The following is a 20,731-nucleotide window of genomic DNA, read 5'->3' on the forward strand; positions in this document are numbered from 1 at the left end:
GCCAAAAGCTCTGAGTCCTTCCAATCATCCACACCGCTAAGGGATCTGGGTCCCGGCATTCGCCGGGATGAGCGGTTGTTGAAGCGAGACTCAAATGACGATCACCCCGTCCCCCGGCGGCTCCGCGAACAGCCCCTCAACCACCGCCGCCCGCCGCTCCAGCGTCGCGCGCTGGTTCACATAGCCCTTGTCGGTGATCTCGCCGGCGTCGATGGACGGCGGTTCGGTCAGGATCGCCACCCGCGCCACGCGCCGCGAACCACCGCCGGCCGCGGCGTTGAACGCCCCGATGCGGTCGCGCAGGATCGCCGTCAGCTTGTCCAGCGGCGTGCCCGGCCCCTCGTCGGCGACCAGCGCCGCCAGCCCGGCCGGCGAGGGCCAGAGCATGGCGGCGATGAACGGCTTGTCCTGGCCGGCGATCACCGCGTCGTGGACATAGGGGCTGCAGGCGGCTACCAGGTCGGGCCTCAACACCCCGACGCTGACCCAGGTGCCGCTGTCCAGCTTGAAGTCCTCGGTCACCCGGCCGTCGAAAACCAGGCCCTTGGACGGGTCGTCCGGATCCACGAACCGCGCCGCGTCGCCCAGCTTGTAGAAGCCCTCCTCGTCGAAGGCCGCCGCCGTCTTCTCCGGGTCCTTGTGATAGCCGCTGGCCACCGTTGGACCCTTGACCCGCACCTCGTATTTCGAGCCCGACGGGACCAGCTTCAGGGCCAGGCCCGGCAAGGGCAGGCCGATCAGCCCGACGCGCTCGGTGATCCAGTGGGTGACGGTGACGCCTTGGGTCTCGGTCGCGCCGTACATGGTGGCCAGCGGCACGCGATGGCCGGTCTCGGCCACGGCCAGGGCCTGCATGCGCTCGTAGACGTCGTTGGACAGGGTGGCCCCGCCATAGGCCATGTAGCGCAGGTTCTTGAAGAACGCGGCGCGCAGCACCGGATCGGCCTCCATCGCCCCGGCCAGCATGGCGAAGGCCACGGGCGCCGAGCCGAAGACGACGGGCGAGACCTCGTAGAGGTTCTTGATCGTGGTCTCGAACATCCCCGGCAGAGGCTTGCCCTCGTCGATCCACAAGGTTCCGCCGTTCCAGATCACGCCGTTGAAGCCGATGTTGCCGGCCGAGATATGGCTCCAGGGCATCCATTCCAGGCTGTCGGGAATCTCGTCGGCCGGGTCGTCCTCCAGCTTCAGCCCCTCCTGGCCGGCGATGACTCCCGCCATCATCGCATGGGTCTGGGGCACGCCCTTGGGCATGCCGGTCGAGCCGGAGGTGAACAGGTACTTGGCGACGGTCTCCGGCCGGAGCGTCTCGCGCCTGGCGACGACGTCGCGCGGCGGGGTGGCGGCCACGGCGTCGAAGGCAACGGCCCCCTCCCCGGCGCCGTCGGCGGTGACCAGCAGCAGGTCGGGACGAAGCGCCCGCAGCGCCGCGATCGCCTTGTCGAACATCGCGCCGGACTGGGCGAAGACCACCTTCGGCGCGACGGTTTCGAAGCAGTGCTTCAGCTTGCCATGGTCGGCCGACATCAGGCTGTAGGCCGGGCTGACCGGCGCGGCGGGAACCCCGGCGGCGTAGGCGCCCAGGGTCATCAGGGCGTGCTCGATCGAATTGCCCGACAGGATCATCACGCTGTCGTCGGCCGTGACGCCCTGGTCCAGCAGCCACTGGCCGATCCCCTCGACCGCCCGCTGGGCCTGGCCATAGGTGACCCCGCGCCAAGGGCCGTGACCAGGCTCGCGCTGCTTCAGATAGGGCCGGTCGGGATGCAGGGCGGCCTTGTCGGCCAGCAGGTGGCTGATCGTGCGCGGCCCGTCGCCCGGCGCGTGGTTGGAGGTGATGACGATGCTACCGTCGGGGCGGCGGTCGACGGTGATGTCGGCGCCCTTCATCGGGAAGGGCTTGAAGGGGGCGGTGGCCAGATCCGACGCCACCGGAGTTTCGACGCCGCCCATCGTTCTCTCCCGGTCGATTATCGTTGTTTACCGAAGAGGTTACGCGGCCTGCCGCTCGCGTAAAGCGTGCCCGTGCGTAAGGCGTGTGTCCGTTAGCCCACACTTTTCAGCCGTCATTCCCGCCCTTGTGGCGGGAACCCCTCTGTCCACCGCAAGGGCAGAGGTGTGGCGCGCCAGCGCGCCAAGGCGTCTCACCGTCAGCTGAACCAGGGGTTCCCGCCACAAGGGCGGGAATGACGAAGCTTATATGTTCACCTATTGTTCCAAAAACCGGAGAGCGCCATCATGGTCTCGCAGGACGCCTGGATCGCCGTCTACATGATGACCGATGGCTACCGAGGGACGCTCTACACCGGCGTGACGGGTCAGTTCTTCACGCGGATCGTCCATCACCGTGAAGGGCGAACACCCGGCTTCACACGCGAATACGGCCTCAAGCGTCTCGTCTGGTACGAGATTCACGACCTGATGACCGACGCGATCCAGCGCGAGACATCGATCAAGCGTTGGCGCCGACAGTGGAAGATCAATCTGATCGAACGCGACAATCCTCGCTGGGACGACCTCTACGCGTCGGTCTTTGAATGGGCGCCGGTTCCGCGCCAAATCTGAGTCCGAGACGAAGAAAGGGCCGCGCGGCTCTCGCCGGCGCGACCCCTCATCCGTCAGCTTCGCTGACACCTTCTCCCGCAAGGGGATGAAGGATCCAGTTACTCCGCCGCTTGCTTGGCCGAATAACCCAGCACGGCCTTGGTCTCGAGGAACTCGCCGAAGGCGTGGTCGCCCCATTCGCGGCCGTTGCCGCTCATCTTGTAGCCGCCGAACGGGGCCATCAGGTCGGGGCCGGCGCCGTTGAGCACCACCTGGCCGGCCCGCAGCCTGGAGGCCACGGCCCGCACCTCGGCCTCGTCGTTGCCCGAGACATAGGCGGCCAGGCCGTACTCGGTGTCGTTGCCGATCGCCACGGCCTGGTCGACGCCGTCATAGCCGAGGATCGCCAGCACCGGGCCGAAGATCTCTTCCTTGGCGATGGTCATGTCGGGGGTGACGTTGGCGAAGACGGTGGGCTTCACATAGTAGCCGACCTCCAGGCCTTCCGGCTTGCCGGGACCGCCGGAGACCAGGGTCGCGCCCTCGTCGACGCCCTTCTGGATCAGGCCCTGGATCTTGGTCCACTGCACCTCGGAGACGACCGGGCCCAGCTTGGAATTGCCGTTGGGGTCGCCCACGGTGTGAGCGTCGGCGGCGGCCTTGGCGATGGCGATCACCTCGTCCATGCGCTTCTGGGGGACCAGCATCCGGGTCGGGGCGTTGCACGACTGGCCCGAGTTCATCATCACCGAGGCCACGCCCCCGCCGACCGCCTTCTGGTAGTCGGCGTCGTCGAGGATGATGTTGGGGCTCTTGCCGCCCAGCTCCTGGTGCACGCGCTTGACGGTCGGGGCGGCGTTGCGGGCCACCTCGATGCCGGCCCGGGTCGAGCCGGTGAACGACACCATGTCGACCTCGGGGTGCGAGGACAGGCCCGCGCCCACCACTGGCCCGTCGCCGTTGACCAGGTTGAACACCCCGGCCGGCACGCCGGCGGCCGCCAGGATCTCGGTCCAGATCCAGGCCGAGAACGGCGCCACTTCCGAGGGCTTGAGCACCATGGTGCAGCCGACGGCCAGGGCCGGCGCGACCTTGCAGGCGATCTGGTTGATCGGCCAGTTCCACGGCGTGATGAAGGCGCAGACGCCGATCGGCTCCTTCACCAGGCGCGTCGTGCCGCGGTCTTCGCTGAACTTGTAGTCCTTCAGCACCTGCAGCGCGGTCTGGACGTGGGCGATCCCCATGGCCGCCTGGGCGCGCTGGGCCAGCCACGACGGGGCGCCCATCTCCTCGGTGATGGCTTTCGCCATGTCCTCGAAGCGCTTCTGGTACTCGGCGATGATCCGCTCGAGCAGGTCGATGCGCTCCTCGCGGCTGGTCAGTGAGTAGGTGGCGAAGGCCTTGCGGGCGGCGCGGACAGCCAGGTCGACATCCTCGGCCGTGCCCAAGGTCACCCGGCCGGCCACGGTCTCGGTGGCCGGATTGATCACGTCGACCGTCTTGGAGCCCTTGGGCTGGACCCATTGTCCGTCGATGTAGAACTTCAGGTAGTCGCGCATGCCGTGCTCCTCCGGGTTGGGGCGGTTCGCGTCCGGCGGGACGGCGGGCCCTCGTTCAAACATCCATTTTAATGATCAGCGATCACTGGGGAAGGCCTGATCGTTAGGATCACCACATGGGGTCAGGATCGGCGGCCTGGAAGACCTCGGCGATGCGCCGCCGGTTGCCGGGCGTGACGTCGTCGGGCAGGGCGTCGGGGTGGAACCAGCCGACCTGATGGATCTCACCCTGGGCGCTCGACGCGCAGGGCTCCCAGGCATGGACGCGATAGACCAGCACGTGGTCGCCGGGGTGATGGCGCTCGTTGCTGTGGACCGAGACCAGCGTCACCGGCCCGATCACCCTCACGCCGGCTTCTTCCTGCAGCTCGCGGATCACGGCGGTTTCGGCGGTCTCGCCACGCTCGACGCCGCCGCCGGGCAGGCACCAGCCGTGGATATAGGTGTGTTGCACCAGCAGCACCCGCCCCTCGTCGTCGGTGACCACGCCGCGCACGCCCAGCGTCAGGCCGCGCCTGAAGCGGAACCACGCATAGACCAGAGGACGGGTGAAGGGTTCGACACGGCGACGCCAGAGCATGGGGCGGAGCTTAGGTTTCCTGCTTCCAACTGTCATCCCGGACTCGGGCCGCCGTGCGTCCTTCGAGGCCCGCTTCGCGGGCGCCTCGGGATGAGGAATTCGGAGCGGCCGTTTGCACTGTCTTCCTCATCCTGAGGTGCGAGCCGAAGGCGAGCCTCGAAGGACGCACGGCGTTGGGGTCCCGATCAGCCTTGCGGTCAGCCCCTGCCCCCGCTAAAGCCCGGAGCATCTTTCAGTCTGACAACGGACCCACGCTCATGCTCGCGATCGGCGTCATCGCCATTTTCCTGGTGGTCATCCTCGGCCTCAACAAGTTCGAGTTCGGCCGTTTCGACTAAGACGATGTCCGAGCGCGGCGCGGCCCTGGTCACCGGAGGCGGTCGCCGGATCGGCCGCGCCCTGGCCCTGGAGGCCGCGGGGGCCGGGTTCGACGTCGCCGTCCACTACCGCACCGCCAAGGACGAGGCCCAGGCCGTCGCCGACGAGATCGCGGCCCTGGGCCGTCGCGCCGTCGTTCTCGACGCCGAACTGACCCACGAAGCCCAGACCGCCGCCCTGGTGGGCCGCGCCGCCCAGGCCCTGGGTCCGGTCACCCTGCTGATCAACAGCGCCTCGACCTTCGAGGACGACCGCCTGGCGACCTCGACCCGCGAAAGCTGGGACGCCCATCTGGACGCCAACCTGCGCGCGCCGATCGTGCTGGCCCAGGCCTTCTCCGCCGCCTTGCCCGGCGACCATTCCGGCCTGATCGTCAACGTCGTCGACCAGCGCGTGCTGCGGCCCAATCCGCAATTCTTCAGCTACAGCCTGTCGAAGGCCGGCCTGTGGTGGGCGACCCAGACCCTGGCCCAGGACCTGGCGCCGCGCATCCGCGTCAACGCCATCGGCCCCGGCCCGACCCTGCCGTCGGTGCACCAGGCGCCCGGCGAGTTCGAGGCCGAGGCCGCCGGAACCCTGTTGCAGCGCCACGCCAGCCCCGACGAGATCGCCGCCGCCCTGCGCTACCTCATTGACGCAACGTCGGTCACGGGCCAGATGATCGCGGTCGACGCGGGTCAGCATCTGGGCTGGCGCACGCCGGACATCATCGGTTCCTGAGAGTCTCGCCGTGGCCGCCCAACCCCTGACCAACGCTCCCGACGAAGCCCCCCGCCAGAACGCGGCCCGGGTGATCGTCACCAAGGTGTTCGTGCGCGGCCTGAAGGTCGAGGCCGGCATCGGGGTCTATGACGAGGAATTCGGCCGGCTGCAGGCCCTGATCGCCGATGTCGAGCTGGACGTCGCCGTCAGCCACTGCGAGCAGCTGAGCGACACCGTCAATTACGAGACGATCGCCCAGGCGGCCAAGCGGATCGCCGCCGAGGGCCATATCGGCCTGGTCGAGACCTTCGCCGAACGGCTGGCCGAAGCCTGTTTCGAGGATCCCCGCGTGACCCGCGCCCGGGTGCGGGTCGAAAAGCCCTCGGCCCTCGCCCCCCACGCCGCCGCGGCGGGGGTGGAAATCACCGCCGTCCGGGGGTGAGCGCGCTTCGACACAGCGCCCGCCTCTCCCCCTTCCAGCCCGAAACGGTCTGGACCCTGGAGGGCGCGGAGCTGGTCGAGCGTCGCGGCCCCCGCGAGCAGCGTTTCCCGCTTTCGGCCCTGACGTCCTTCCGCCTGGCCAAGCCGCGCGAGGGCGGGCGTCGCCGGGTGCTGACGCTGGGCTTTGGCGGGCGTCGCAAGCTGATCCTCACCGCCCAAAGCTATGTCGGTCCCGGCCGCTTCGACGATCGGCTGGCCAGCTTCTCGCTGTTCGCCCGCGCCGTGGCGGCCGTGGCGTCGGATCTCGCGCCCCGCGCGAGGTTCGAGATCGTCGGCGTCATGGCCCCGCGCGAGGGCCTGACCTGGGTGATGGGCTTTCTGGCGTTCGGCGTGGTGGTGATGCTGCTGTTCGCCTTCAGCCCCGGCATGCTGGCCATCTCCATCGAGATCGCCGCCCGCATGGCTTTCGTCCTGATCCTGCTGGCCGCCGCCCTGCCCTGGCTGGGCCGCAGCCAGGGGCTGGACCCGCACGCCCTGCCCGAGGACCTGCTGCCGGGAGGCTAGAGGCCGTGGGCCCGCCCTCGTCCTTCGACGAGCTCAGGATGAGGGCGACTGAGAGGCCGCACTCGAATTCCTCATCCTGAGCTTGTCGAAGGACGAAGAATTCGCTCACCGGCGCGGCGAGCGCCCGCAGCCCCTAGAGCTTCGCCACCCGGTCCAGCAGCTCGGTCACCTTTTCCGGCTCGGTGATCATCAGGTCGTGACCGGTGTCGATGTCCCAGAACCGGCCCTCGGCGCGCGCCTTCAGGGTTTCGACGTCCCGCCCGGGCAGGGTCGAGGCGCAGACGATGTGCGACTGCGGAATCTTCGCGCCCGCCCCGGTCAGGCGCAGCTTCTGCGCGAAGCACTTCCACGGATGGGGCGTCAGCTTGTCATCCATCCAGGCCAGGTCTTCCGGATCGGTCACGCCGTAGAACTGGCCCGCCCCCGGGAACGGCCACAGCACCAGCTCGATCCCGTCGACCACGCGGCCGGCTTGGCGGGCCATCGCCATCATCGGGCCGGCGACGTCCTCTAGCGACTGGCCGTCCTCGGGATTGGCCGCGTCCAGATAGACCACATGCCCCACGCGGTCGGCGGCGCGATCGGCGACGCCGGTGATCACCATGCCGCCATAGCTGTGCCCCACCAGGATGACGTCGCGCAGGCCCTCGAACGCCAGCACCTTCACGATGTCGTCGATCTGGAAGTCGAGGTCGATGTCCGGGCTCAGCAGGTGGGCGCGCTCGCCCAACCCCGTCAGGGTCGGCGTGTAGACCTCGTGCCCCAGGGCCCGCAGCCGGCGCGCGACCTTCTGGTAGCACCAGCCGCCGTGGCCGCCGCCGTGCACCAGCACATAGGTCGCCTTCCCGCTCGTCGACGCCGCCATCCGAAGCCCCCTTCACATATGTTATCGACTGATAACTTATGCGTCGACTTGTGCGACTGTCAAACCGAAGGGTATCGGCAGATATGCAAGACGCGCGCGCGCCCAGACGCCGGAACGCCCAGGCCAGCAAGACCAGGATCCTGGCGGCGGCGCAGACGGTCTTTTGCGAACTGGGCTATTCCCAGACCGGCATCCGCGACATCGCGGCGGTGGCCGAGGTCAGTTCCACCCTGCTGCTGCGCTATTACGGCTCCAAGGCCGGCCTGTTCGAGGCCGCGTTGATCGACCTGATGAGCGTGGGCGAGGATGTCTTCGGCGTGGACCGCGCGCGGGCCGGCGAGCGGCTCGCCGAGCTGCTGACCGAACGGGCCTCCGACTTTCGCCTGCTGGACCTGATCGCCCTGTCGATGGGCGACGCCGACGCCCGGGCGATCACCGCCCGCGTCATCGACACCCACGCCATCGCGCCGCTGGCCCAATGGATCGGCGCGCCCGACGCCCGCGCCCGCGCCACCGAGATCATCATGGTCTCGACCGGCTTCAGCACCTACGCCCGGCAGCTCAGCCTCGCGCCGCTGGAGTCCGGCGAGCAAGCCCGGATGGCGGCGTGGCTGAAGCGAACGCTGCAGGCCATCGTGGATGCGACATAAGGCGGATGAGCCGCTACCGAACGCCTGGGGAGGCAGCATGAAAAATCCATTCGCCAAGCTGTTCGGAGGGCGCGACGCCCCAGCCCCGCCCCCGTCGGAGGCGCAGAACCAGGACCACCTGGTGATCGTGCCGATACCGCCCCTCGTCGTCGTGCTGGCGCAGTTGGAGAAGGAGAAGGGCCGGCCGCTGACCGAAGCGGAGGTGATCGAAGCGCGGGGCAAGGCCATCTGCATGACCATGGCGGCGTCCAGGGCCGACGCCCTGGCCCAGGCGCGAGGCTATGCGGATCTGGATCCCGCGCACGTCTGGGAGGACTGGTTGGCCTTCAAGAGCCAGTCCGGCGACTGACGCCTTACGCGAGCTTAATTTGCCTTCGTCGCCGATATTGGCGACCATCGTTCCATGAGCCAGACAGACCCCGCCCCCAATCCAACCGGCGATCCCGCCGTCCCGCCCGCCCTGCAGGACGACAAGACGATGCCCTTGGTCGTCTATGTCCTCTACCTGGTGGGGCTGTTCAACGGCCTGACCGCCGTGGTCGGGGTGATCCTGGCCTATGCCAGCAAGGCCGCCGCGCCCGAGTGGATCCAGAGCCACTACATCTTCCAGATCCGCACCTTCTGGCTGTCGCTGCTGTTCGCGGTGATCGGTTGCGTGCTGCTGCCGATCGGCATCGGCTTCGTGATCCTGCCCGCCGTCGGCATCTGGATGGCGGTGCGATGCATCCTTGGCCTGTCCTGGCTGTTGAAGGGCCAGGCCTATCCCACGCCTCGCAACTGGATGATCTGATGAGCGACGTCGCCCAAGCCGCCCCCGAACCCTCTTCCGGCCGCGTCGAGGAGGACAAGGTCCTGCCGATCGTGGTCTACGCCCTGTACCTGCTGGGCTTCACCAACGGCCTGACCTTCCTGGTCGGGCTGATCGTCGCCTACCTCAATCGCGAGACCGCCGGGCCGATCAACGCCAGCCACTACACCTTCGCGATCCGCACCTTCTGGCTGTCGATCTGGTGGTTCATCATCGGCCTGGCCCTGTTCCTGGTGGGCCTGGCCCTGGCGGTGCTGCTGATCGGCATTCCGCTGCTGATCGCCGGCGGCACGATCATGGGCGCGATCGGCGTGTTCTTCGTGGTCCGCTGCATCATGGGCCTGGTCTATCTGCTGAAGGGCGAGGCCTATCCGCGACCGCGCACCTGGCTGATCTGACACAAAGATCGGCTAGGGGTTCCGCTACGGCATGTTTGTTTCCCGGGCGCCCGGCGCGTCCGGCGCCCGTTAAGGCGTCGCTTCGCGCGGCGCCTTCCCCTGGCGGTTGAGACGGCTCGACGCGAGACGATCGTTGCAGTGACGTGCCGCTCCTTACGAACGCGGTCATGGAGGGGGCGACATGATGGCTCGGCTTGTGGGGATCATCCTGGGGGTGATCCTGGCGACATCGGGGTACGTCATCGCGGGTTTGGGCGTCCTGGGGGACTGGGCGCAGAATCTCGATCTCGGGCCTTTCGAGCCACACCGTCCGTTCGTGGGCTGGGCGGCGGCGATCACGGGGGCTGTGCTTCTCGTCGCCGCCCTGACCCCGCGCTTCAAGCGCAAGACCAAGCGCAAGATCGCCCCGGTCGACCTGGGGGCCGACCTGCCCGGCGAGCTGGTCGCCGCGCCGATCCTCGCCGTTGAACCGGTCTCCGCGGCCGAGCCCGAACCCCGGCCCGAGCCCGTCGCCATCCCGATCGTCGCGGCGGAGCACGCGCCGCCGCCCGCGCCCGTCGAAACCTTCGAAGACCTGCGCGCCCGCCTGGTGACGCTGAGCCGCCAGGACGCCTGGTCCGAGGCCGCCCAGACCCTGAACCGCCTGCTGCGCATGGCCCGCGACGATCGCGAAAAGGCCGTGTCGCGCCGCGACCTGGGCGACTTCGCGCGCGGCCAGGGCCGGCTGGACGAGGCCGCCGAGGCCTATGAGGAGGCCGTCAGCTACGCCCGCGCCGTTCGCGACGCCGGGCCGCAAGGCGACTTCGCCGCCGACGACCTGCTGGCCAGCGCCCTGTCGGGCGTGGGCGACGTGGCCGAGATGGAAGGCCGCCTCAACGACGCTCTCTCGGCCTTCGAAGAGGCCCTGGCTTTGCGCCGCTCGCACGGCGGCCGCGAAGCCGCCGATCCCAACGCCCGCCGGGCCCTGTCGGTGTCGCTGGAACGCCTGGCCGACCTGCGCGAGGACCGCGGCCACCGCATGCGGGCCCTGGACCTCTATCGCGAAAGCTACGATGTCGCCGCCCGCCTGGCGGCCGCCGATCCCTCGCGGTTCGGCGCCGACCTGGCGTCGACGCGGGCACGGCTGAGCGAGCTGGAAGCCAAGATCGCGGGGTAGCGCCCCTACCGCTTGATGCTCAGCAGCTCCTCCAGCATCTGGTCCGCCGTCGTGATGATCTTGGAACAGGCCGAATAGGCGCGCTGGGTGGTGATCAGGCCGGTGAACTCGGTCGACAGGTCCACGGTGGAGGCCTCCAGGGTCGACGGATCGATCGACCCGGCCCCGCCCTCGCCAGGCGTCTTGAGGCTGAAATTGCCGCTCTCGTTGGTCACCCGATAGGCGTTGCCGTTGACCGCCTTCAGCCCGTCCGGATTGGAGAAGGTGGCGATGGCCACCTGGGCGATCCGTCGGGTGACGCCGTTGTCGAAGATCGCCGAGACATAGCCTTGGTCGTCGACCTCGATATTGGTCAGGTTGCCGAACGCGGTGCCGTTGGTGTTGACCGACTGAACCACCGACTGGCTGTTGAACTGGGTCAGGCCGCCGGCCGCGTTGGCCAGGTCGATCTGCAGGTCCTGGCTGTCGATGCCCAGGCCGTCGGCCCAGCGCGGCCCGGTTCCCGTGGCGGTCGGATCCGACGCGCCGATGCTGATCGAGGTGGGGTTGGTGCTCCCGAACAGGCCGCCGGTGCTGGACAGCTTGCCGTCGGTGGTGAAGGTGACCTTGCCCGAGCTGATCAGGCCGTTGGCGTTGTTGTCCAGGTCGCCGGGCTTGGCGCGCAGCTCGGCGTACCACTCGTTGGGACCGGGGCCCTTGATCAGCGACAGGGTGATGGTGCGCTGGCCGCCCTTGGAGTCCGAGACCGGGATCTGCACCTCGAAGTCCGGCTTGACCCCCTTGGTCGGGTCAAGGGCGTAGTCCGACATCGAATTGGTGGCCGGGTCATAGGCGCCCGCCGCGACCGCGTCGGCCTTGGTGGTCATGCCCAGGTCGGACAGGGCGACAGTCTGGCCGCCGGTGGTCAGGGTGGTCACGGGCGCGGACGCCCCCGTCGGCACATAGCCAGTCAGCGCCCCGGTGGTCGGGTCATAGGAGGCCACGCCCGAGGAGATGGCCACACCGTTGCGGCTGATCGAGACGGCGTACTGGTTGCCCGTGCCGGTCGGGCTGTAGCTGACGGCGTAGTCGGCCGTGCCCGACGGGGTTTCAGGCGCGCCGGTCTTGGTCACCTTGGCGTTGGCGGCCGCCGAGACGGGCTGCTCGGAGCGCAGGTTGGCGTTGATGCCCGCCCGGGTGGTCTTCTCGGCGGTGCCGCCGACCGAGCCGACATTGATCGACGACAGTCGCGACAGGTCCGACGGGTCGGTGGTGATCATGCCGGTCACCGGATCGGCCAGCCAGCCTTGCAGATACAGGCCCGCGTCGTTGCGTAGGTACCCCAGGTTGTCGAGCTGGAACGAACCGGCGCGCGTGAACGAGCGGGTGTCGGTGGCGGTCAGGCCCTCCGGCTTCTCGGTGCCGACGAAGAAGCCCGCCCCCGAAATCGACAGGTCCAGGTTCGAGGTCGTGGCCTGGGTCAGCCCCTGCTGGCCGATGAACTGGTGGGTCTTGGCCGAGACGCCGCCGGCGCTGTAGCTGCCGTTCTTGCTCTGCGAGGTGACCATCGACGAGAAGTTGGCCGAGCTGCGCTTGTAGCCGACGGTGTTGACGTTGGCGATGTTGTCGGAGATCGCCGCCAGGGACGAGGAATTGGCGAGCAGGCCGGAAACCCCGGCGAGCATGGCGCTGTTGATGCTCATGACTTGAAAAACCCATCCGACTATCGAGGCCGAACGCGCTGCAAGTCTTGGGCGAAAAACGGAAACTCCATGCAATTAATAGTATATATGGTTAATATAATCGCCATTTACTATGTTTCGAGATCTTCTGCCGAGCAGTTTTTGCCAGGCAACGTCTATGTCCCATCACATGGTTAATTGATAACGTCGTTTACTATGTTTCAACCCTGAAAGATCCTGCAAGACCGCAGTACTGGAGTGAAACTCGTGACGCGCAAGCCGCCCCAGGCACAAAAAATCCCGGAGAGGGCCAGCCTCTCCGGGATCGTTTCATTCAGCGAAAGCGGCGGGCGGCTTACGCCGACACCAGCTCCCGGCGCACCAGGGCCGCGTATTCGTCCATCAGCGACAGCGACAGCGCGCCCGGGGTGAACTTGAACTCGCCGATCTCCGACACCGGGGTGACCTCGGCGGCGGTGCCGACGATGAAGCACTCGGTGAAGCCGGCCAACTCGGCCTTCTCGATGTGGCGCTCGACCACCTCGATCCCGCGCTGCTTGGCGATCGCGATCACCGTCTGGCGGGTGATGCCGTTCAGGATGCAGTCGGGCGTCGGGGTGTGCAGCACCCCGTCCTTGACGAAGAACACGTTGGCGCCGGTCGCCTCGGCGATATAGCCGCGATAGTCGACCATCATCGCGTCGGCGTAGCCGTCCTTCTCCGCGGCGTGCTTGGAGATGGTGCAGATCATGTAGAGGCCGGCGGCCTTGGCGGCGGTCGGGATCGTGTTGGGGGCCGGGCGATCGTACTTGGCCCAGGTCAGGCGGATGCCCTTGGCCTTGGTCGCCGGGTCGAAATAGCTGGGCCAGTCCCACACGGCGATGGCCACGTGGATCTTGGTCTGCTGCGCCGAAACGCCGATCATTTCGCTGCCGCGCCAGGCGATCGGCCGCACATAGCAATCGGTCAGGCCGTTCTTGGCCGCGGTCTGCTTGCACGCCTCATCGATCTCGGCCACCGTGTAAGGGATCTTGAAATCGAGGATTTCGGCCGATTTGAACAGGCGCTCGGTATGCTCGGTCAGCTTGAAGATCTCGCCGCCATACATCCGCTCGCCCTCGAACACCGACGAGGCGTAGTGAAGGCCGTGGGTCAATACGTGCACCTTCGCGTCCCGCCAGGCAACGAACTGGCCGTCCAGCCAGATCCAACCATCGCGATCGTCGAAGGGAACGAGAGACATCGGTCCAAGACCTCCTTATTTGGAACCCGGCTCTTAGACGCTTCGAGCCGGCGAAGGTCAAATAAAATGGACGCAAGCTGATGGCCGGGCCGCTTTCATCGGGACCTGTGGGGGGTTCGACCGACCCCCGCCTGATCCTCGGCGAGGAGCAGCTGGACAGCGGCCTGGAGCTGCTGCTGCTGGCCGAGGCGGGCTTGTGGGCGGCGGTCGACGCGGCGCTGGAGGGTGAAGGCCCGGGCCTGGGCCGCTCGCACTGGCGCGCCGCCTTCCTGCTGCGCCGCCGCCCCGGCATCGGCGTGCAGGACCTGTCGAAGCTGACCAGCCTGTCCAAGCAGGCGGCCAGCAAGACCCTGTCGGACCTGCAGCGCCTGAACCTGGCCCAGAAGGCGGCCGGCGACCTGGACGCCCGCCGGCGGCCGGCCGAGCTGACCCCCGAGGGGATCGCCTTCGAGCACCGGGTGGCCGAACGCCTGCGCCACCTGCTGGGCCGCGCCTATCGCACCGGCGGCCTGGACGGCGTGGCCGGCGCGCGGCGAATCCTGGCGGCCCTGGCCGGACCGCGCCAAGGTGTGGGCCTCAATCGACGGGACGGGCTATGACGCCCGAAGCCAAATGACACCTGAAGAAAGAGCCGAGCGCCACCTGCTGGTCGTCGACGACGACGACCGCATCCGCACCCTGCTCAAGGAATTCCTGACCCGCGCCGGCTTCCGGGTCAGCGCCGCGGCCGACGCCGCCCACGCCGACCGGCTGACCGGGTCGATGGACTTCGACCTGCTGGTGCTGGACGTGATGATGCCCGGCGAGGACGGCTTTTCGTTCACCAAGCGACTGCGCGCCAAGGGCGGCGAGGCGGGCAAGACCCCGATCCTGATGCTGACCGCCCGCGACCAGACCAACGACCGGATCGAGGGCCTGACCCACGGCGCCGACGACTATCTGGCCAAGCCGTTCGAGCCCCGCGAACTTCTGCTGCGCATCGAGTCGATCCTGCGCCGCGCCGCGCCCCGGCCGTCGGGCCCGCGTACGCTCAGCCTGGGCGTCTGCGCCTTCGAGCCCGAGCGCGGCGAGCTGACCCGCGATGGCGAACCGATCCGCCTAACCGAGGCCGAGGTCACCCTGCTGCGCCGCCTGGCCAAGGTCGCCCACGCGCCGGTCGACCGCCTGGAGCTGGCCCGCGACACCGTCGACGCCACCGGCCGCGCCGTCGACGTCCAGGTCACCCGCCTGCGCCGCAAGATCGAGCCGGACCCGAAGAACCCGAGATATCTGCAGACCGTGCGTGGGGTCGGATATCGGCTGGCGCCGGATTGATGTTCCGCCTCCACGCCCGCCTGCACATCCCCCGCCCGATCAAGCGATGGCTGCCGACCTCGCTGTTCGGCCGCTCGCTGCTGATCATCGTCCTGCCCGTGGCCGTGATGCAGATCGCCGTCACCTGGGCCTTCTTCGACGCCCACTGGGACACCGTCACCAGCCGCCTGTCCGAAGGCTTGGCCGGCGACGTGGCCTGGGCGGTCGAGAGCTACCAGGACGATCCCTCGCCCGCCGCGCTCGAGAAGCTGACCGAGCGCGCCGAGGAGTCGATGGACCTGTCGATCGCCCTGCAGAAGGGCCGGCAACTGCCCGCCGCCAAGCGCAAATCGCTGTTTCGGGTGGTCGACCGCTCGCTGGACCACGCCCTGTCGGATCGCCTGGACGCGCCGTTCTGGTTCGACGCCAGCGGCGATCACTATCCGGCCCACGTCGACATCCGGGTCAAGGTGCCCCAGGGAGTGCTGCGGATCATCGCCCCGCGCGACCGGGCCTTCGCGACCCAGGGCCACATCTTCATCCTGTGGATCGTCGGGGCCACCCTGCTGCTGACCGCGGTGGCGATCCTGTTCATCCGCAACCAGGTGCGGGCCATCGAGCGTCTGGCCGACGCCGCCGACGCCTTCGGGCGGGGCATCGACCAGGCCGCCTTCAAGCCGCACGGCGCGCGCGAGGTGCGCCAGGCGGCCGCCGCCTTCCTGGCGATGAAGGCCCGCATCCAGCGCCATATCGAGCAGCGCACCGCCCTGCTGGCCAGCGTCAGCCACGACCTGCGCACGCCGCTCACCCGGCTGAAGCTGGAGATCGCCCTGTCCGAGCCCAGCCCGCAGCTGGAGGCCATGGCCCGCGATCTCTCCGAAATGGAGCACATGATCGACGAGTACCTGGCCTTCGCGCGCGGCGAAGGCGGCGAGGACGCGCGCGAGGTCATGCTGCGGCCGCTGATCGAGGGCGTCTGCGAGGGCGCCCAGCGGGCCGGCGCCAAGGTCGAGGTGTCGATCGGCGACGACCTGTCGGCCATCCTGCGGCCCCAGGCCTTCAAGCGCGCCCTGGCCAACCTGATCGACAACGCCGCCGCCCATGGCGAGACCGTCCGGGTCTCGTCCACCGCCGCCCCGAGCGGCGGCGTGTGGATCTTCGTCGACGACGACGGCCCGGGCATTCCCGAGGACCGCTACGAGGAAGCCTTCCGCCCGTTCAACCGCCTGGACGAGTCGCGGAACCAGAACGAGAAGGGCGTGGGCCTGGGCCTGGCCATCGCCCGCGACATGGCGCGCGGGCTGGGCGGGGAACTGACGCTGCAGAGGTCGCCGATGGGCGGGCTTAGGGCGGTGTTGCGGTTGCCGGGGTAAGTCGGCGCCTAACCTAGTCCCTCCCCCTGTGGGGGAGGCGGCCGAAGGCCGGTGGGGGGATGACTAGGGTCGTTCGATCCGTGTTGTGGCCGCCTGCCGATCACTCCCCCCACCGTCGGCTTCGCCGACACCTCCCCCACAGGGGGAGGGCCTAGGAAGGTCGGAGCGTCAGGCCAGCATCGGTCGTCTATCCTACCGCATGGCCGCCTCGATGAAATGCGGCCCAGGCTCGCGCATCGCCCGGCTCATCGCCTCGTCGAACGCCTCGGCCGTCTCGACCCGCTCGGCCGGCACGCCCAGCCCGCTGGCCACCGACACCCAGTCGATGCGCGGATCGGAGAGGTCCAGCAGCCGCGACGCCGCCGGTCCGGGCGTCCCGCCGCCGGTCCTGCCCATCTCGATGCCGAGGATGCGATAGGCGTGGTTGGCGAACACCACCACCGTCACGTCCAGCCGCTCCCGCGCGATCGTCCATAGGCCCTGGATCGTGTACATCCCCGCCCCGTCGCCATTCAGGCTCAGCACCTTGCGGTCGGGACAGGCCACGGCCGCGCCGATGGCCAGCGGAATGCCCTGGCCGATCGCGCCACCCGTCAGGGACAGCCAGTCGTGGGCCCGGGCGTTGCGGGTCTGGGTGAAGATCGGCAGGCCGGCGGTCACCGCGTCGTCGGAGATGATCCCGCCGCTCGGCATGTGGCGGGCGATGGCCGCGCCCATGGCCCAGGCGTCCAGCTTGCCCGAGGGGGCCGGCGGTTTGGCGTAGGGCTCGATGGCCCCGACCGCCGGCGCGCCCAGCACCTCGGCCAGGGCTTCCAGCGCGGCGGCCGCGTCGGTGGCCCGGTCGCTCAACGTCAGGGTCGCGCAGCCGTCGGGGAACAGCAGGCTGGGCCGGTCGGGATAGGCGAAGAAGGCCACGGGCTGCGTCGTGGCGACCAGCACCATCAGGTCGACGCCCTCGAGGTCCGTCAGGGCCTGCTCGCCGAAATAGGGCAGTTTGTCGGGCCGGAAGCGGCCCTCGCCACGCGCCTGGCGGGCGGTGAAGGTGTCGGTCAGCACCCGCGCGCCGGTGGCCGCGATCCGCCCGGCGGCGGCGATGGCGGCCTCGCCGCACGCGCCCGAACCCAGGAGCAGCACGGGCTTGGCCGCCGTCTTCAGGGCCTTGGCGACGGCGGCGACCGAGGCCGGATCGGGCGTGCGAAAGCGCGGCCGCTCGATCACGGGTCCGGCGGTGTTGGTCTCGTTCCAGGCGCTGTCGGCGGGCAGGATCAGGCAGGCGTTTCCGCCCGGCGTCCCAAAGCTGGCGGCTACGGCCTCGGCGGCCAGCGGCCCGACCGTGTCGGCGCTGTCGGCCGACTTGACCCAGATGGCGTTCGGCGCGGCCAGGGCGGCGATGTCGGAGTTGAGCGGCGCGTCGTATTTGCGGTGATCGACGGCGTGGTCGCCGATCACGTTGACCGTCGGCGTGAACGCCCTCCGGGCGTTGTGCAGATTGGCCGCGCCGTTGGCGTAGCCGGGCCCCAGGTGCAGCAGGGTGCAGGCCGGCGTCCCGGTCATCCGCCCATAGCCGTCGGCCGCCCCGGTCGCCACGCCCTCGAACAGGCACAGCACGCTGCGCATGCGCGGCTCGCGATCCAGGGCCGCGACGAACTGCATCTCGCTGGTGCCGGGATTGGCGAAACAGGCGGTGACGCCGTTGTCGGCCAGGGTGGTGATCAGGGCGTCGGCGCCGTTCATGGTCTTCTCCGTACCGTTTCAGCCAGCTTCCGACATTTCGCGGAGGACGCCAACGATGGTTGCGCGCACGCCGTCGCCCGTCGCAATCTGCCCGGCCGAAGCACCGCCAAAGAGCGGGCCGGCGAGGGGAAACGAATGGTCAAGCAAAGCGCGCGCGCCACCGGGGTGCTGATCGCCTCGGTCGTCGCCGGGGTCACCTATGTCGCGGCCTGGGACCAGGGCCTGCCGCAAGCCGTCGAATTGACCTGGAAGGGCCTGGGTGTTGGACTGCTGGCGGTCTACGCGGCGCTGAACGCTCGGAGTTTGGACGGTTGGCTGCTGGTCGCGGTCATGGCCTTCGGAACCCTGGGCGACGTGCTGCTGGGCGCGGCCGGGCTGACGGTCGGGGCGCTGGCCTTCCTGGCCGGGCATCTGGTCGCCATCGGCCTCTACCTGCGCAACCGCCGGCCGGCGCCGTCGCGCAGCCAACTGGCCCTGGCCGTCTTGCTGGTTCCGGCCGTGGTGATCGTGGCGTTTCTGCTGCCCACCGACCGGGCCGGCGCGCCGGGCGTGGCGCTCTACAGCCTGGGCCTGGCCCTGATGGCGGCGAGCGCCTGGCTCAGCCGGTTTCCACGCTACCGCGTGGGCATCGGGGCGCTGATGTTCGTGGTCTCGGACCTGCTGATCTTCGGCCGAGACGAGCCGGGGCCAGGCCATTTCGCGACCGGGCTGGCGGTGTGGGGGCTGTACTATTTCGGGCAGGTGCTGATCTGCGTGGGGGTGGTCAGAGCTTTAAAAACTCCGCTCATCCCGGCGAATGCCGGGACCCAGATCCCATAATGGTGTGGATGATTGGAAAATCTCAGCGCTATTGGCGTCAATCACATCGCTAGTCCATCTGGGTCCCGGCATTCGCCGGGATGAACGGAATTAAGGGAACACCATCACCCCGTCGTCCGGCTCCTCGGCGAACAGCCGCGCCAGCTCCGCCGGGCGCCGCTCGCGCGCCAGGGCCTGGTTGATGTAGCCCTTGTCGGTCAGCTCGCCCGAGGCCGCGTCGGGCGCGCCGTCCAGCACCAGGGCCCGGGTCACCTTGCCGCCGCCTTTGGCCAGGCCGTTCAGGCGCTCCAGCCCTGCCCGGATCGCCGCCCGCACCGCCTCGGGCTCGCCGATGCGCAGGGCCGCCTTGGGGTCGAGGAACAGCATCAGCCCCACGCCGTCCCGCCCCTCGCCGCAGACCACCGCGTCGGCGACCGCGCCGGCGATCGCCGAGACCGCCGCCACCCGCAGGGCGCCAGCCACAACGAAGGTGCCGTTGGCCAGCTTGAAGTTCTCGACCAGCCGCCCGTCGAACACCAGGCCCGCCGAAGGATTGAGCCGGTCCGCCAGCTTGGCCGCGTCGCCCAGCCGGTAGAAGCCGTCCTCGTCGAACGCCGCCGCCGAAACCTCGGGCATGTCGAGATAGCCGGGCGAGACCTGCGGCCCCTTCACGCGGATCTCGAACTTGTCGGGCGGACCGTCCAGCACCGGCACCAGCTTGACCGTCGTGCCGGGCGTAGGCAGGCCGATCATGCCCGAGCGGGCGTTGAGCCAGTGGATGTTGCAGGCGGTCGGACCGGTCTCGGTGGCGCCATAGCCGGTAGCGAAGGTCACCCGGCAGCCGATCGTCTTCAGGGCCACGGCCTGAACCCGGTCGAGGATCGACTGGGCCATGGACGCGCCGCCATATTGCAGCACCCGCACCTTCTCGAAGAACCGCGCCGCCAGGGCCGGATCGCGCTCCAGCTCGCCGACCAGCAGGCCCCAGCCGGCCGGGACCATGTTGTGATAGGTCGTGGCCACCTCGCGCAGGTTCCGCACCGTCTCGTCGAAGCGGCCGCCAGCCAGCGGCTGGCCAGCATCGATGTACAAAGTCCCGCCTCGGTGCAGCACCATGTGCAGGATGGCGTTGGCGCCCAGGCTGTGGCTCCAGGGGGCGGAATTGACCAGCACCGGCGGCTCGGGATCCTCATAGCACGCGGCGATCTGGGCCGCGTTCATCGCGACATTGGCGTGGGTGCAGACCACCGCCTTGGGCTGGCCGGTCGAGCCGGAGGTCAGCAGCAGCTTGGCGACGTCGTCGGGCCGGCAGATCGGCGGCTGGGGCTCGGCGTCCAAGAGGGTCTCGAACCCCACGTCGCCGTCTCGGGCGTTGCGGCTGGCGATCACCGGCAGGCCGGCCAGGAACGGCGCGGCCAGGGCGTCGGCGAAGGCCTCGGCGTCGTCGACATAGACCGCCGCCGGCTTCAGCCGCTCGACCGCGAAGGCCAGGCGCGAGAGGTCCGCGCCCTTCAGGCCGTACTGCGGCGAGACGGGCGCGATCGGCGCGCCCAGGCTCATGGCCGCATAGCCGATCAGGGCGTGGTCGACGCCGTTGCGGGCCAGGATCAGCAGGGGCTTGCCCTGCGAGAGGCCCAAGGCGGAAAGCCCGCCGGCCAGTCGCGCGACCTGGTCGGCCGCCTCGGCGTAGGTCACGGTCCGCCAGCCTTCGGCGCCTTCACTCGACCTTTCGGCCAGCCAGACGCGGTGCGGGGTCTGCGAGGCCCAGCGGACCAACGGCGCGGTCACGGTCTGGACGGTGCGGGAATAGGGGGTGGGATTGCGCAGGATCAGGACGTCGCCGCGTCGTTCGACGTCCAGCGCCGGGGGCGCATAGCGGGCGTCTCGAAACGGCGCGTGGGTCTCTGACGTCCCATCCATGAGTCGAAGTGTTAACCACGGCGGAGCGGGGCGCAATGGCCCTCTAAATCCGCTCTTCCCGGCC

At 69.0% G+C, this 20,731-nt stretch carries 21 protein-coding genes and 1 pseudogene; 13 read left to right on the forward strand and 9 right to left on the reverse strand.

Going from position 1 to position 20,731, the window contains the following annotated elements:
• Nucleotides 1-90: 90 nt before the first annotated feature.
• The gene (locus G3M62_RS21435) at nucleotides 91-1,953 is read right to left on the reverse strand and encodes an AMP-binding protein (RefSeq protein WP_165190575.1); all 1,863 of its coding nucleotides are present in this window, start codon (nucleotides 1,951-1,953) and stop codon (nucleotides 91-93) included.
• 285 nt (nucleotides 1,954-2,238) lie between these two features.
• On the opposite strand from G3M62_RS21435, the gene G3M62_RS21440 reads away from it, so the two are divergent.
• Nucleotides 2,239-2,565, forward strand: coding sequence for a GIY-YIG nuclease family protein (locus tag G3M62_RS21440; protein ID WP_165190576.1), 327 nt, complete (start codon nucleotides 2,239-2,241; stop codon nucleotides 2,563-2,565).
• A gap of 98 nt (nucleotides 2,566-2,663) precedes the next feature.
• Here G3M62_RS21440 and G3M62_RS21445 read toward each other — a convergent pair whose 3' ends face one another.
• The 3 genes and pseudogenes from G3M62_RS21445 to G3M62_RS21455 all read right to left on the reverse strand — a co-directional run.
• The gene (locus G3M62_RS21445) at nucleotides 2,664-4,103 is read right to left on the reverse strand and encodes an aldehyde dehydrogenase family protein (protein WP_165190577.1); all 1,440 of its coding nucleotides are present in this window, start codon (nucleotides 4,101-4,103) and stop codon (nucleotides 2,664-2,666) included.
• A gap of 109 nt (nucleotides 4,104-4,212) precedes the next feature.
• Complete coding sequence (locus G3M62_RS21450; RefSeq protein ID WP_165190578.1) at nucleotides 4,213-4,683, reverse strand: NUDIX domain-containing protein; 471 nt, start codon at nucleotides 4,681-4,683, stop codon at nucleotides 4,213-4,215.
• Between the two features lie 48 nt (nucleotides 4,684-4,731).
• A pseudogene (locus G3M62_RS21455) lies at nucleotides 4,732-4,859 on the reverse strand (hypothetical protein); the annotation flags it as partial.
• A gap of 166 nt (nucleotides 4,860-5,025) precedes the next feature.
• Here G3M62_RS21455 and G3M62_RS21460 point away from each other — a divergent pair.
• From G3M62_RS21460 to G3M62_RS21470, 3 genes are read left to right on the forward strand one after another with little or no spacing between them, the layout of a single operon-like run.
• Nucleotides 5,026-5,781: an SDR family oxidoreductase gene (locus tag G3M62_RS21460; RefSeq protein WP_165190579.1), complete on the forward strand. Its 756-nt coding sequence runs from the start codon at nucleotides 5,026-5,028 to the stop codon at nucleotides 5,779-5,781.
• Nucleotides 5,782-5,791: 10 nt separating this feature from the next.
• On the forward strand, nucleotides 5,792-6,205 hold the full coding sequence (gene folB / locus G3M62_RS21465; protein ID WP_165190580.1) for a dihydroneopterin aldolase: 414 nt from the start codon (nucleotides 5,792-5,794) through the stop codon (nucleotides 6,203-6,205).
• Nucleotides 6,202-6,768, forward strand: a complete 567-nt coding sequence (locus G3M62_RS21470) for a hypothetical protein (RefSeq protein ID WP_165190581.1) — start codon at nucleotides 6,202-6,204, stop codon at nucleotides 6,766-6,768. The genes folB and G3M62_RS21470 overlap by 4 nt, the downstream gene beginning before the upstream one ends.
• Nucleotides 6,769-6,901: 133 nt before the next feature.
• Here G3M62_RS21470 and G3M62_RS21475 read toward each other — a convergent pair whose 3' ends face one another.
• Nucleotides 6,902-7,633 carry an alpha/beta hydrolase gene (locus G3M62_RS21475; protein WP_165190582.1) on the reverse strand — a complete coding sequence of 244 codons (732 nt, stop codon included), beginning with the start codon at nucleotides 7,631-7,633 and terminating at the stop codon, nucleotides 6,902-6,904.
• Between the two features lie 83 nt (nucleotides 7,634-7,716).
• On the opposite strand from G3M62_RS21475, the gene G3M62_RS21480 reads away from it, so the two are divergent.
• The 5 genes from G3M62_RS21480 to G3M62_RS21500 all read left to right on the forward strand — a co-directional run bounded on the left by G3M62_RS21480 (nucleotide 7,717) and on the right by G3M62_RS21500 (nucleotide 10,645).
• Nucleotides 7,717-8,283 carry a TetR/AcrR family transcriptional regulator gene (locus G3M62_RS21480; protein WP_165190583.1) on the forward strand — a complete coding sequence of 189 codons (567 nt, stop codon included), beginning with the start codon at nucleotides 7,717-7,719 and terminating at the stop codon, nucleotides 8,281-8,283.
• A 37-nt stretch (nucleotides 8,284-8,320) separates the two neighbouring features.
• The gene (locus G3M62_RS21485; RefSeq protein WP_165190584.1) at nucleotides 8,321-8,632 is read left to right on the forward strand and encodes a hypothetical protein; all 312 of its coding nucleotides are present in this window, start codon (nucleotides 8,321-8,323) and stop codon (nucleotides 8,630-8,632) included.
• Nucleotides 8,633-8,686: 54 nt separating this feature from the next.
• Entirely contained in the window at nucleotides 8,687-9,073 is a 387-nt protein-coding gene (locus G3M62_RS21490) for a DUF4870 family protein (protein WP_165190585.1), read from the forward strand.
• Entirely contained in the window at nucleotides 9,073-9,489 is a 417-nt protein-coding gene (locus G3M62_RS21495) for a DUF4870 family protein (RefSeq protein WP_165190586.1), read from the forward strand. Before G3M62_RS21490 ends, G3M62_RS21495 begins: the two co-directional genes overlap by 1 nt.
• A gap of 181 nt (nucleotides 9,490-9,670) precedes the next feature.
• Nucleotides 9,671-10,645, forward strand: coding sequence for a tetratricopeptide repeat protein (locus tag G3M62_RS21500; protein WP_165190587.1), 975 nt, complete (start codon nucleotides 9,671-9,673; stop codon nucleotides 10,643-10,645).
• Between the two features lie 5 nt (nucleotides 10,646-10,650).
• Here the strand turns inward: G3M62_RS21500 and flgE are convergent, their stop codons facing one another.
• Entirely contained in the window at nucleotides 10,651-12,327 is a 1,677-nt protein-coding gene (flgE, locus tag G3M62_RS21505; RefSeq protein ID WP_165190588.1) for a flagellar hook protein FlgE, read from the reverse strand.
• Between the two features lie 334 nt (nucleotides 12,328-12,661).
• Nucleotides 12,662-13,549 carry a branched-chain amino acid aminotransferase gene (locus tag G3M62_RS21510; RefSeq protein WP_165190589.1) on the reverse strand — a complete coding sequence of 296 codons (888 nt, stop codon included), beginning with the start codon at nucleotides 13,547-13,549 and terminating at the stop codon, nucleotides 12,662-12,664.
• Between the two features lie 80 nt (nucleotides 13,550-13,629).
• On the opposite strand from G3M62_RS21510, the gene G3M62_RS21515 reads away from it, so the two are divergent.
• The 3 genes from G3M62_RS21515 to G3M62_RS21525 are packed head-to-tail and all read left to right on the forward strand — an operon-like array spanning nucleotide 13,630 to nucleotide 16,215.
• Nucleotides 13,630-14,148 carry a MarR family winged helix-turn-helix transcriptional regulator gene (locus G3M62_RS21515; protein ID WP_165190590.1) on the forward strand — a complete coding sequence of 173 codons (519 nt, stop codon included), beginning with the start codon at nucleotides 13,630-13,632 and terminating at the stop codon, nucleotides 14,146-14,148.
• 13 nt (nucleotides 14,149-14,161) lie between these two features.
• On the forward strand, nucleotides 14,162-14,863 hold the full coding sequence (locus G3M62_RS21520; protein WP_165190591.1) for a response regulator: 702 nt from the start codon (nucleotides 14,162-14,164) through the stop codon (nucleotides 14,861-14,863).
• A complete protein-coding gene (locus G3M62_RS21525) occupies nucleotides 14,863-16,215 on the forward strand; it encodes a sensor histidine kinase (RefSeq protein WP_165190592.1) in 1,353 nt (450 codons plus the stop codon). The genes G3M62_RS21520 and G3M62_RS21525 overlap by 1 nt, the downstream gene beginning before the upstream one ends.
• A 192-nt stretch (nucleotides 16,216-16,407) precedes the next feature.
• On the opposite strand, the gene G3M62_RS21530 is transcribed toward G3M62_RS21525, so the two are convergent.
• Entirely contained in the window at nucleotides 16,408-17,949 is a 1,542-nt protein-coding gene (locus tag G3M62_RS21530; RefSeq protein ID WP_165190593.1) for an acetolactate synthase large subunit, read from the reverse strand.
• Between the two features lie 135 nt (nucleotides 17,950-18,084).
• On the opposite strand from G3M62_RS21530, the gene G3M62_RS21535 reads away from it, so the two are divergent.
• Nucleotides 18,085-18,768 (forward strand): lysoplasmalogenase, encoded by a 684-nt coding sequence (locus tag G3M62_RS21535; RefSeq protein WP_165190594.1) that lies wholly within the window; start codon nucleotides 18,085-18,087, stop codon nucleotides 18,766-18,768.
• A 90-nt stretch (nucleotides 18,769-18,858) separates the two neighbouring features.
• On the opposite strand, the gene G3M62_RS21540 is transcribed toward G3M62_RS21535, so the two are convergent.
• Entirely contained in the window at nucleotides 18,859-20,667 is a 1,809-nt protein-coding gene (locus tag G3M62_RS21540) for a feruloyl-CoA synthase (RefSeq protein ID WP_165190595.1), read from the reverse strand.
• Between the last annotated feature and the right edge of the window lie 64 nt (nucleotides 20,668-20,731).

This window comes from Caulobacter soli (assembly GCF_011045195.1).
Lineage (GTDB): Bacteria > Pseudomonadota > Alphaproteobacteria > Caulobacterales > Caulobacteraceae > Caulobacter > Caulobacter soli.